This is a genomic window from Tenacibaculum sp. MAR_2010_89 (assembly GCF_900105985.1).
GTDB lineage: Bacteria > Bacteroidota > Bacteroidia > Flavobacteriales > Flavobacteriaceae > Polaribacter > Polaribacter halocynthiae.
Genome location: NZ_FNUB01000005.1, coordinates 826043 through 838573 on the forward strand (window position 1 = coordinate 826043; position 12531 = coordinate 838573).

A 12531-nucleotide genomic window follows, 5' to 3' on the forward strand; every position below is an offset into this window, starting at 1 on the left:
TATCTTTTTTAATAAAATGAATAAACAAATTTTAAGTGTAGGGATAGTCTTAACCAAAGCTAATCAAAAAGAAATAAAAGGTGGTAATAATGGAACATTTCATTATCCTCAATGTAAATGTGATGCTCATGGAAATATAATTAATGCACCATGCGACGGTGGTTGTATTCGTAAAGAGGAAGAACCTCCTTTAGAAAGTATTTGTGATGTGTATCCTGATTTTTGCTAAGTTTTAGCTTTTAATAAAAAGAGTAATTGCTCTAAATTCATTTCTCTCGTAATATATAGACACATGCCTTGAGTGTCTTAAAGTGTTCAAGGATTAACAAACTATTTAATTTTACAATTATGAAAAAACAAATTTTAAATTTGGGAAAACCGTTAACAAAAGAAAAACAAGTTCAAATTAATGGAGGTAGAAAACAATGTAAACCACATAGCGTATGTATAGATTATGGTAGGCATTGTGCTGAGTTAGAATGCGTGTTTGGACCTTTTTAAATAGTTAGTTTTTTAAAATTATCCATTAAAAAAGCCTCTTTTTTAAAAAGAGGCTTTATTTTTATTATAAAATATATAGTTAATTACCCTTGTAACGGTCTAAACCAGACTTTAACCACTTAAGATAAGTGTCCTTGTCAGTATACTGTTCAGGAGTATTTAATATTTCTAAATCAGGGCTTAATGATACATAGAATGGTTGAGATGCAGTTTTGAAATTTGCAATCTGCAATGTAGCCCATTTATCACCATAAGTTCTAATTCTTTTTACTTTACCATTAGGTTTAATGTAGTCAAATTGTTCATCTTCAGGTAACATTCTTTCATTATCATCTACATATAATGAAATTAATACATAATCATTACTTAATACCGAGTAAACGTCTGGTTGACTCCAAATGTTTTCTTCCATTTTTCGACAGTTCACACAAGCCCAACCTGTAAAATCTAATAAAATAGGTTTGTTTACAGATTTAGCATAAGCAACACCTTCATTAAAATCTTTAAAACAATTTAGGTTTAAAGGACATTTATTATCTTGTTGATATATACTGTGAAACTGAGGAGGTGCAAAACCACTTAGTAACTTACTTTGACTCCAAGCTGGTTTTTCCATAACACCAGGAGCTAAGTATACAGCAAGACCCAAAGAACAAATACCTAAAAGAACTCTGAAAAGAGAAATTTTGCCGTATTTCTTGCCTATAAATCCAAATAGATATAAAGCCATTAATAGAGCTAAAAGTGTCCAAATACCAATGAAAACTTCACGCTTTAATAAATCCCAGTGTCCAACTAAATCAGCATTTGATAAGAATTTAAATGCAAAGGCAAGTTCTAAGAAACCTAAAATAACTTTTACAGTATTTAACCATCCTCCTGATTTTGGTAGTGAGTTTAACCAACCTGGGAACATAGCAAATAAAGCAAAAGGTAAGGCTAATGCTACACCAAATCCAGTCATACCAGCTGTTAATTGCATTGCTCCTCCACTAGAAGTTAAAGAACCTGCTAATAATGACCCTAAAATAGGACCAGTACAAGAGAAAGAAACTATAGCAAGAGTTAAAGCCATAAAGAAAATTCCTATAATACCTCCTATACTAGAAGCACTATCAGCTTTATTACTCCAAGAACTTGGTAAAGTTATTTCGTAGAAACCAAAAAATGATCCAGCAAAGAATATTAATACAGCAAAGAAAAATACGTTTAACCATACATTCGTAGATATATTATTTAATATTTCTGGATCTAATGTGTCTAAGTAATGGAAAGGAACACTTAATAAAGCATATATAAGAATAATAAAGAATCCATATAGTAAAGCACTTCCTAATCCTTTTCCTTTTTGTTCTGTTTTCTTTGTAAAGAAAGATACAGTTAAAGGAACCATAGGGAAAACACAAGGAGTTAAAAATGCTAGTAATCCACCAACAAATCCTAATAAGAATATATTAAGTAAACTACTGTCTTTATCGTCACCAGCTTTATCAGTTGAACTTTTAAGTAAAACAGTGTTTTTTAAATCTAATTTTAATGACTCTGATAAAGATTTACTTTTGTCACTAACTTCAGCTACAGTTTGTTCTACAGCTTCTCCAGTTAAAGAAAACGTAAAATCTTCATCAAATGGCAAACAGTATTCTTTACAAACCTGCGCATCTAAGTTAAGTGTTATTTGAGTTAAAGATGTGTCTGTAATAGTTATACGCTGTACTATAGTAGCTTCATCTACAAAGAAAACTTCATCTTTTCCCCAAATTTCACTAAATTCAGTTTCGGTTTCACTTTCTTTAGCTTTTCCACTTATTGTGTACCCTGACTCACCTTCAGCGGGTGTTATTGTCATTGGTAAAGAAGCGTCTTCCGGATTGTATTGGGAGTACAGGTGCCAATCTTCAGCAATTGTTATGTTGAAGATTAAATCATATTCAGTATCTGAAACTTTTTCAACTGTTGGGTTAACCAATATTGGGTTATCATCAGTTTGGGAGAAAGTAACGAAACCTATAAAAAATAAAATAAGAGTAAAGAGTTTTTTCATTCTATAATTGTTTACAGGGGTTTATATATACTTATTTGCAACATATTGATAGTTTTGTCTGATGGTAGAAAACGCCTGTCTTGTCGTTTCCCTAAAATCCATATTATTTCATTTTTATCAGAACAAAGTATCCATATATTTTGTTTTTCAATTAGTGATAATTTTTCATCCTTAAAATACTTACTAACTTTTTTTTTACCAAGCATTCCTTTAGGGTAAAAAAAATCACCATCATTCCACTTACGCAGAGTGAGGGGGTAATTTAGTGAATTTTTATCAACATAAATAGTATTTTTGTCTAAAGATGTTGTTTTTTGAACGTTTTTAAATAATAAATTTATTGGATAACTGACTTTTGAATCATTACTATTTATTGTAACTAGTTGATTTTCAGTATTTATAAATTTATCAGAGGGTAAAAGTAATAAAAAATCTCTGTCTTTCAACAATGTATGTGATTTTGTTGTTAGTACTTTTCCTGTTTGAGTGTAAATTAAATTAAAAACATCATTCCATTCTGTAAAACCGTATTTTTTAAATAAATGATATAAATAGGCTTTTGGATTGGTGAATTCTTTTATTTTTTTGATGTTGAATTTTATTATTTCACCATCATATGAAATTATCTCTAAGGATTTTTGTTTTATAGTATCATCAATAATTTGTTGACCTTCTTGAAGAAAAGTACTAGTATTATTAAAAGAATTTATAAGATTAGGATTAATTTCTTTTAAAACAGGAATTACGTTATGTCGTATTTTATTCCTTATATATTTTGTTTCTGTATTGCTAATGTCTTCTCTCCATTCAATGTTGTTTAACGTTGCGTAATTTAAAATTTCTTCCCTTGAAAATTTTAATAAAGGACGTATGATTTTACCATTTATAGGAGGGATTCCTGTTAATCCTTCTAAACCAGTTCCACGAGTTAGATTAATAAGGAAAGTTTCTAAGTTATCATTGGAATGATGTGCAGTTGCTACATAATCAATTTTTTGTTCTTCTAATAATTTAAAAAACCAATTGTAGCGTAACTCTCTAGCCGCTAATTGTGTTGATAATTTGTTTTTATTTTGATACTCTCGTGTTGAGAATTTTATAGTAAAAGTGTCTATATTAAATTTGTCTCCGAGCTTTATTATGAATTGTTCATCTAAATCACTTTCATTTTCTCTTAGTTGAAAATTACAATGAGCTAAAGTGATATTATAGTTTAACTTATAAAGTAAATGAGTTAGAACAACACTATCAACTCCACCAGAAATTGCTATAAGTATTTTTTTACCTTCTAAAAAAGGAAAACTTGAAGTAAGATGTTGTTTAAATTTATTGACCATTGATACTAATAAATTAAACTTGTTGGTTTAGCCAATCAACAATGTTTTGTAGCATTTCTTCTTTACATAAATCATTGTGTAATTCATGATAACCATTTTCATAAAGTTTCAAGGTAGCTGTGTTTGAATTTTCAGCAAAAGCTCTAGTGCCTTTGTAATCAATTATTTTGTCTTCAATCCCATGTAATAAAAGCATTGGTGTTTTTAGTAAAGAAGCATTATTAATGGCCCATTCTCCAGAATCTATAAAAGTTAAAGAAAAGTTTGGGCTAATTTTGTCATGTACCAGAGGGTCGTTAATATATTTCTTAACTTCATTTGCATCTCTAGAAATATCATTAGGATCTAATTCATTACCTAAAGTTATCGATGGAGCTATTTTTTGCATGATTTTCCCAAGAGAAATTTTCCATTTTGGTGGTTGAAAAGCTAATTTTAAAAAGGGGCTAGTAGCAATCACACCTTGTAAATTATGTTTTTTACGTAACGTGTAATTAATCACAGCATTACCTCCCATGGAATGACCGTATAAAAAAACTTTTTTGTTTCCAAAAATGTCTTTGGCTTTATCAATTAATTTTGAAACGCTTTCTAAAACAGCATTGTAATTAGGATTATGACCTCTTTTGCCAGTTGTTTTACCATGTCCAAAATGATCAAAAGTTATTACTCCAAAATCATTATCAGTTAGTTTTTTAGCAACGTGAGTGTAGCGTCCAGAGTGTTCTCCCATCCCATGAATAATTACTACTATAGCTTTTGTTTTTTTGGGTTTCCAAAATTGACCAAAAAAATTAGTTTTATGATAATTGAAATTAAACTCTTGATGTGTCATAAATTATTGTTTTTGCAACCATTGTCTAATCTCTTTTCTTAAAGATTGTTCTGGTCTTGGTAGTGGAATTGTTCTACCAAATTGTTTACTTCGTTTAAATTTTGAGAATGTAATTTTTAGTTGTTTCCAATCTTCAGGATATGTTTCTAAAAACATATTAAAAAAACTTTGTTCATTAGCTGTTCCTTCAATTTTAGAAAGTACATGATTAAATTTCTTCTCTTGCTCTATGATCATATTTTTTAGTAAATATAAGTAAAACTACTTTGAGTTAAGTAAAACGTATTTCATTGCTTTTGCTTTTAATAAGCATTCTTCATACTCTTTTTCAGGAATTGATTTAGCAGTAATAGCTCCTCCTACTGAATAAGAAACGTATTTTTCATCAGCGTTATATAGAATACTACGAATTACAACATTGAAATCAAAATCACCTTCAGGAGTAAAATACCCAACAGTTCCTGAATATAACCCTCGTTTAGTTTCTTCTAATTCTTCAATGATTTTCATAGCAGATACTTTTGGTGCTCCGGTCATACTTCCCATTGGAAAAGTATCTTTGATAACATCCACAGGATGTGTTGTTGAATTTATTTCAGAAACGATTGTTGAAATCATTTGATGTACTTGCTTAAACGAGTATACTTTACATAATTCTTCAACGATAACACTTCCTTTTTTAGCTGTTTTTGATAAGTCGTTTCTAACTAAATCAACAATCATGATATTCTCAGAGCGTTCCTTTTCATCACGAGCTAAATCAAAAGCAATTTTATCGTCATCTATTTTGTTAATTAAACGTTTGGCCGTGCCTTTTATCGGTTGAGAAATAATTTTATTACCTTCTTTTTTAATATACCTTTCAGGGGTTGCTGATAATAAATAAAGATTCTCATGTTTAAAGAAAGTAGCAAAAGGAGGTTCAGAAATTTCGTTTAAATGAGTATATATATGATGAGGATCAATATTGGTGTTTTCTGCATAAAATTCTTGACAAAAATTAGCCTCATAAATATCACCTCGATGAATATGTTTTAATACTTGAGAAACTTTTTTATGGTATTCGTCTTTATGAATTCTAAGTTTTATTTTAATATTATTTTCTTGTGATGTGTCTTTATTGGGTAAATTAATGTTTGTTTCAAAAATTTCTTCATAATCCTCTTCTAATTCATCATCAATCATTTGTAAATAATGAAATTCAACTGTATTACCTTTTATAAAAATTATTTTTTGAGGTTGAAAAAAATACAAATCAGGAAAATGAAGGCCATCGAAATTTTTAGAATGTAGTTTTTCTACATTGTTTTTAACATCATAAGAAATATATCCAAATATATAATCATTAGTATACGATTGGTATTCTTTTAATTTATTAAAAGCTTCATGATAGTCAGTTTTGATAGCTGTAAACTCATCAACAGCAAGAGCACTATCAAAAGAGCTATATGTTTGATCATGGTTATTAGAATCTAACCAAATTGCAGTTTCAAATTGTTTAGCCCAAAGAAATAGTTGTTTTTTAAATACTATTGGGTTTTCTATTGAAAATTTACGAATTACTCTTAACATTATGCAAAAATAAGAAACCGAATAGAAACTTAAATGTAATAAGGGTTTTTCTTGTGGATTATCTTTAAAACTATAATTAATACTTTATCGCTACATTTATAGCTGTTAAAAAGTATTTTATGATTAAAAATTGGCTTAAAAACATAGGTCCAGGAACTTTAGTTGCGGCTGCTTTTATAGGTCCAGGAACTGTAACACTATGTACGTTAGCTGGAGTTAATTTCGGAATGAATTTATTGTGGGCTATGTTGGTGTCAATTATAGCCACAATTATATTACAAGAAATGGCTGCCAGATTAGGTATTATTTCTCAAAAAGGACTTTCTGAAGTTATTAGAAGTGAGATTAACAATCCTTTTTTAAGACAGATAATAACAGTTTTAATTTTATCAGCAATAGTAATAGGAAATGCTTCTTATGAAGCAGGTAATATTAGTGGAGGAATTTTAGGTTTAGAAACCGTTTTTGGGAAAATGATATTAGAAATTGGAGGTGTTTCAATTAACTTTATGAGTGTTTTTATTGGTGTGATTGCTTTTGCATTGTTATTTATTGGCAACTATAAATTTTTAGAAAAAACATTGATAACTCTAGTTTTACTAATGAGTTTTTCTTTTTTAATTACTGCATTAATAACAAAACCCAATTTAGTAGAAATATTAAAAGGGTTGTTTGTTCCTAAATTTCCTGAAGAAAGTTTACTAACTATTATAGGTTTAATAGGTACTACTGTAGTTCCGTATAATTTGTTTTTACATGCATCTTTAGTTAAAGAAAAATGGAAAATAGCTGATGAGTTAACTTTCGCAAAAAAAGATACTATAATTTCTATAATTTTGGGAGGATTAGTGTCAATAGCAATTATCATTTCTGCTGCATCAATCCAAACTAATAGTGTTGGGAGTGTTACAGATTTAGCAAAAAGTTTAGCGCCTTTATATGGAGAGTTTGCAAAATATTTTTTAGCATTAGGAATGTTTGCTGCAGGAATAACATCGGCAATAACAGCTCCTTTAGCTGCGGCTTATGTTGCTAAAGGTTGTTTAGGTTGGAGTGGTGGATTAAAATCTAATAAATTTAGAATGGTCTGGATATTTATATTGTTTCTGGGAGTGTTGTTCTCTTCATTTGGGATTAAACCGATTGAAATTATAAAATTTGCACAAGTAGCTAATGGAATGTTGCTACCAGTAATAGCAGGTGTGTTATTGTGGATAATGAATAAGAAATCTGTGTTAGGTAAATACAGTAATACAAAAACTCAAAATATTTTTGGGATTATTATACTTGTGTTTAGTGTTTTTTTAGGGGTTAAAAGTATACTAAAAGTACTCAATGTTTTTTAATATGAAAATAGATATAAATTGTGATGTGGGTGAAGGTGTTGGTAATGAGGAGTTGTTAATGCCTTACATATCATCTTGTAATATTGCATGTACAGCTCATGCAGGTACTATTGAAACAATTGATGCTGTTATACAATTAGCAAAAGAAAATAATGTTAAAATAGGAGCGCATCCTTCATTTCCAGATAAAGAAAATTTTGGAAGAAAAATAATGGATATTTCTACTATAGAGCTTCAAAAAAGTGTTGAGTGGCAAATTAACTTACTTAAAGAAAGAGTAAAGATTCAAAAAAGTGAATTGAATCACATAAAATTTCATGGAGCTTTATACAATTTAGTAGCTAAAAATAAAGAAATAGCTGAAGTAGTTATTCAGTCAATATTAAAAGTAAGTCCAGCTACTTTTTTATATGTTCCTTTTAATTCTAAAATAGCTGAGATAGCAGAAAAAGAAAATATTAAAATTAAGTATGAAGCATTTGCTGACAGAAATTACAATGATGATTCAACGTTAGTTTCTAGAAGTTTATCTAATGCTGTTATAAATGATAAAAGTAAAGCTTTTAACCATGTTTTTAGAATGCTCTCATTAGGAGAATTGAAAACAACTAATGGAAAACTGATAAAAATAAAAGCAGATACTTTTTGTGTGCATGGAGATACTGAAAATGCGATAGAATTAGTGAGTTATATTTATAAATCAATGCAGAAAAAAGGAATTACTATTGCTTAAAGTATTATCATATAAACCATTTGGGGTAAAAGCTATTTTGATAGAGTGGGAGGCTAGAATTAGTACTGTTATTTTAAATGACATCATTAATTTTAAAACTAAAATTAGTTTTTCAAAAAATGATGTTTTAGATGATTGTATTGTTGGGTATCATTCATTAACTCTTGTTTATAAAGAAAGAATCAATGATTTTTTAAGAGAAGTAGAGTCGTTGAAGAGATTAAGTTTAATAGAAGATATAAAGAATAGTACAGCGAAATATATTTGGGAGATACCAGTTTGTTATGATCTTCAGTTTGGAATTGATTTAGAAGAAATGTCTAGAGTAAAAAATATAAATATAGATGAAATTATAAAGTTTCATACTCAAAATTTATATACTGTATATTTTATTGGTTTTTTACCTGGTTTTTTATATTTAGGAGGATTAAACAAAATACTTTATATGAACCGTAAAGCTACACCAAGGTTAGAGGTTTTTGAAGGAGCTGTTGCTATAGGAGGAAATCAAACAGGTGTTTATCCATCTAAAAGTCCAGGAGGATGGAATATATTAGGAAAAACTCCAGTTTTGTTTTTTAATCATAATAATAGTACTCCATGTTTTGCTAAATCAGGAGATAAAATTCGTTTTAAGCCTGTCAACTTAGAAGAGTTTAAAAAGCTTGAAAAAGAAATAAAAAATGGGAACTATATACCTGTAAAAGAAATAATTTATGATTAAAGTTTTATCTGCAGGTTTTTATACAACTATTCAGGACTTAGGAAGGGTTGGATATGGAAGTTTTGGCTTGCCAATCTCTGGAGCTATGGATTTTTATTCAGCTAAACTTTCAAATTTTTTACTAAATAATAATGTTAATGATGCAGTGTTAGAAGTTGTTTATGGTGGATGTAAATTATTGTTTGAAAATGATACTATTGTAAGTGTAACTGGTGCAGATTTTTCAGTTAAAATAAATGAGAATGAAGTGACTATGAATACAGCTTTGTTTATTGAGAAGGGAAGTGTTTTGTCTTTTGGAAAAAGAGGTTATGGAGTGAGAACTTATATTGGGGTTAAAGGAGGAATTCGTTCTGAAAAGTTATTTGGAAGTAGGAGTATGTATAAAGGCATAACATCTAGTTTTAAAATTAATAAAGGAGTACAATTGCCAATTATTCAATTGGGTAAAACAAATGAAAAAAGTTTTTCAAAGATAAAAATAGATGGAAGCTTTTTTTTGTCTAAAAATATAGAATGTAATGAAGGTCCTGAATTTAGTTTATTATCTAAAAAAGAAAAAATGAATTTATTTAGAATGATATTTACAATTTCGTCAGATAATAATAGAATGGGATACAGATTAGAAGAAAAAATTAATAATACTTTGCCTTCAATGTTAACATCTGCAGTTTTACCAGGAACTGTTCAGTTAACACCATCAGGAACACTTATTGTTTTAATGAAAGATAGTCAAATTACTGGTGGATATCCAAGGGTTTTGCAATTAACTGAAGAAGGAATAAGTAAATTGGCTCAAAAAACAACGGGAGACCGTTTTCAATTTAAAATAGTATAAAAAAAACCTCGCAATGAGCGAGGTTTTTTTATACTATGAAATTAACTTTTGTTTTTTGGTTTATGAAGGATTACCATTTTTTGAGTTTCTCCTTTAGAGCTGTCTAATTTAAAATGCTTTTCTCCATGAATTCCTTTTCCCTTCATGTTTTCAATCTTATTTTCAACCTCTTCCAAGGAACCTTCAATTATTTCTTTTTTAGTTTTTTCAACACCATTTTCTGTGTAAGTTGTTGTAATAACTGCTTTAGCTAAATCATCATTTTTAACAGTAAGATTAACTTCTTTTTTTATCTTTTCTGAAGCATGACTGTCAGTGGTTGAGTGTCCTCCTAATATTGGAGCAATTACTAATCCTATTAAACATGTTAACTTAATTAAAATATTCATAGATGGTCCTGAAGTGTCTTTAAATGGATCACCTACTGTATCACCTGTAACTGCAGCTTTATGTGCGTCAGAACCTTTGTATGTCATTTCTCCGTTGATTTCTACGCCAGCTTCAAAAGATTTTTTTGCATTGTCCCAAGCACCTCCTGCATTGTTTTGGAAAATAGCCCATAATACACCACTAACAGTAACACCAGCCATATAACCACCTAGCATTTCAGCAATCGCCATGTTGTTCATTCCAAAAATCATAGGAACGAAAGCGATAATTAAAGGGAAACCGATAGTTAATAATCCTGGTAACATCATTTCTTTTAAAGAAGCTTCGGTAGAAATAGCTACACATTTGTCATATTCAGGTTTACCAGTACCTTCCATTATACCTGGAATGTCTTTAAATTGACGACGAACTTCTTGTACCATTTCCATTGCAGCTTTACCAACAGCGTTCATAGCTAAAGCGGAAAAAACAACAGGTACCATACCTCCAACAAACAACATAGCTAATACTGGAGCTTTAAAAATATTAATACCATCAATGCCTGTAAAAGTAACATAAGCAGCAAATAAAGCTAATGAAGTTAATGCAGCAGAAGCAATAGCGAAACCTTTACCCGTTGCAGCAGTTGTATTACCAACTGAATCTAAAATATCTGTACGTTCTCTAACGATTGGTTCTTGCTCACTCATTTCAGCAATACCACCAGCATTATCAGCAATAGGCCCAAAAGCGTCAATAGCTAATTGCATAGCAGTTGTAGCCATCATAGCAGAAGCAGCTAATGCAACTCCATAAAAACCTGCGAAAGCATAAGATGCCCAAATAGCACCTGCAAATAATAATACAGAAGGAAATGTAGATATCATTCCTGTAGCTAAACCAGCTATAATATTTGTTCCTGCACCAGTGCTAGATTGTTGTACTATCTTTAAAATAGGCGATTTCCCTAATCCTGTATAATATTCGGTAACAGAAGAAATAACTGCTCCAACTATTAAACCAACAAGGGTAGCGTAGAAAACTCTCATAGAAGAAATTTCTTGCAATCCTTCTCCAAAAAACTCCATGTTCATTGTTTCTGGTAACATCCATGTTACAAGTCCATAGCAAGAAATAGCAACTAAAGCAATAGATGTCCAGTTTCCTTTGTTTAAAGCTCCCATTACTTGAGACTCTTTAGCATCATTGCTTTTTATTTTAACAAGCATTGTTCCAATAATAGAAATAATGATTCCAGCCCCAGCAATTGCCATAGGTAATAAAATTGGACCTATTCCGCCAAAAGCATCTGAAATAGAACCTCCCATGTCTTTAATTACATAGTTACCTAAAACCATTGCTGCTAAAACTGTAGCAACATATGACCCAAATAAGTCAGCACCCATTCCAGCAACATCACCAACATTATCACCAACATTATCAGCAATTGTAGCAGGGTTACGAGGGTCATCTTCAGGAATACCAGCTTCTACCTTACCAACTAAGTCAGCACCAACATCAGCTGCTTTTGTATATATACCTCCACCAACACGAGCAAATAAAGCTATAGATTCAGCACCTAAAGAAAAGCCTGCTAAGGTTTCTAAAACTATTGTCATGTCCATTGTATTTGTCCATGAGCCCCCCATAAAAAAGTGAAAGAAGAAGATGAAAAATGCAGTTAAACCTAAAACAGCCAAGCCTGCAACACCTAATCCCATTACGGTACCTCCATCAAATGATATTTTTAGAGCATTTGGTAAACTAGTTCGTGCTGCTTGAGTTGTTCTAACGTTAGTTTTAGTAGCTATTTTCATTCCTATATTTCCTGCATAGGCAGAAAAAACGGCTCCAAATATAAAAGCGACAACGATTAACCAGTGGGTTGTAGGTACAATGAAGGAAACAATTGCTAGTAATACACTAACAATTATTACGAATATTGCTAAAAGTCTATATTCTGCGTTTAAAAAGGCTAAAGCTCCTTCGTAAATATGATCTGAAATTTCTTTCATTTTTCCATCACCTGCATCCTGTTTCATCACCCAAGCCTTTTTAAAGACCATATAAATTAAACCTAAAGATGCCATTATTATTGGCATCCAAATCATCATTGATTCCATATATTATTGTTTGATTAGTTAATTAATGTTCGTAAATATAACAAAATCAGCGACTAATAAAAAAGCCTTTCAGAACTAACTGAAAGGCTTAATGTATTTTTGAAGAAAA

At 30.2% G+C, this 12531-nt stretch carries 12 protein-coding genes; 6 read left to right on the plus strand and 6 right to left on the minus strand.

The genetic code is table 11. From position 1 onward, the window contains the following. Window positions 1-16 precede the first annotated feature (16 nt). Both BLV71_RS07400 and BLV71_RS18555 read left to right on the plus strand, forming a co-directional pair. A complete protein-coding gene (locus BLV71_RS07400; protein WP_093869927.1) occupies window positions 17-229 on the plus strand; it encodes a hypothetical protein in 213 nt (70 codons plus the stop codon). 119 nt (window positions 230-348) lie between these two features. Continuing rightward, window positions 349-501: a hypothetical protein gene (locus BLV71_RS18555; protein ID WP_158530868.1), complete on the plus strand. Its 153-nt coding sequence runs from the start codon at window positions 349-351 to the stop codon at window positions 499-501. A gap of 79 nt (window positions 502-580) precedes the next feature. Here BLV71_RS18555 and BLV71_RS07405 read toward each other — a convergent pair whose 3' ends face one another. The 5 genes from BLV71_RS07405 to BLV71_RS07425 are packed head-to-tail and all read right to left on the minus strand — an operon-like array spanning window position 581 to window position 6289. Continuing rightward, window positions 581-2545 carry a protein-disulfide reductase DsbD family protein gene (locus tag BLV71_RS07405; protein ID WP_093869928.1) on the minus strand — a complete coding sequence of 655 codons (1965 nt, stop codon included), beginning with the start codon at window positions 2543-2545 and terminating at the stop codon, window positions 581-583. A gap of 11 nt (window positions 2546-2556) precedes the next feature. Then, on the minus strand, window positions 2557-3882 hold the full coding sequence (gene tilS, locus BLV71_RS07410) for a tRNA lysidine(34) synthetase TilS (RefSeq protein ID WP_093869929.1): 1326 nt from the start codon (window positions 3880-3882) through the stop codon (window positions 2557-2559). Between the two features lie 13 nt (window positions 3883-3895). Then, on the minus strand, window positions 3896-4717 hold the full coding sequence (locus BLV71_RS07415; RefSeq protein WP_093869930.1) for an alpha/beta hydrolase: 822 nt from the start codon (window positions 4715-4717) through the stop codon (window positions 3896-3898). 3 nt (window positions 4718-4720) lie between these two features. Next, complete coding sequence (locus BLV71_RS07420; RefSeq protein ID WP_093869931.1) at window positions 4721-4954, minus strand: CIA30 family protein; 234 nt, start codon at window positions 4952-4954, stop codon at window positions 4721-4723. A gap of 24 nt (window positions 4955-4978) precedes the next feature. Beyond that, window positions 4979-6289 (minus strand): anthranilate synthase component I family protein, encoded by a 1311-nt coding sequence (locus tag BLV71_RS07425; protein ID WP_093869932.1) that lies wholly within the window; start codon window positions 6287-6289, stop codon window positions 4979-4981. 119 nt (window positions 6290-6408) lie between these two features. Between BLV71_RS07425 and BLV71_RS07430 the strand changes: the two genes are divergently transcribed. Genes BLV71_RS07430 through BLV71_RS07445 form a run of 4 tightly spaced genes read left to right on the plus strand, consistent with a single transcriptional unit; the run spans window position 6409 to window position 9930 of the window. Then, a complete protein-coding gene (locus BLV71_RS07430; protein WP_093869933.1) occupies window positions 6409-7635 on the plus strand; it encodes an Nramp family divalent metal transporter in 1227 nt (408 codons plus the stop codon). Window position 7636: 1 nt separating this feature from the next. Continuing rightward, window positions 7637-8368 (plus strand): 5-oxoprolinase subunit PxpA, encoded by a 732-nt coding sequence (gene pxpA, locus BLV71_RS07435; protein ID WP_093871985.1) that lies wholly within the window; start codon window positions 7637-7639, stop codon window positions 8366-8368. Next, a complete protein-coding gene (gene pxpB / locus BLV71_RS07440; RefSeq protein ID WP_093869934.1) occupies window positions 8361-9092 on the plus strand; it encodes a 5-oxoprolinase subunit PxpB in 732 nt (243 codons plus the stop codon). The genes pxpA and pxpB overlap by 8 nt, the downstream gene beginning before the upstream one ends. Continuing rightward, a complete protein-coding gene (locus BLV71_RS07445; protein ID WP_093869935.1) occupies window positions 9085-9930 on the plus strand; it encodes a 5-oxoprolinase subunit C family protein in 846 nt (281 codons plus the stop codon). The genes pxpB and BLV71_RS07445 overlap by 8 nt, the downstream gene beginning before the upstream one ends. 41 nt (window positions 9931-9971) lie before the next feature. Here BLV71_RS07445 and BLV71_RS07450 read toward each other — a convergent pair whose 3' ends face one another. After that, window positions 9972-12422, minus strand: a complete 2451-nt coding sequence (locus BLV71_RS07450; RefSeq protein WP_255405132.1) for a sodium-translocating pyrophosphatase — start codon at window positions 12420-12422, stop codon at window positions 9972-9974. Between the last annotated feature and the right edge of the window lie 109 nt (window positions 12423-12531).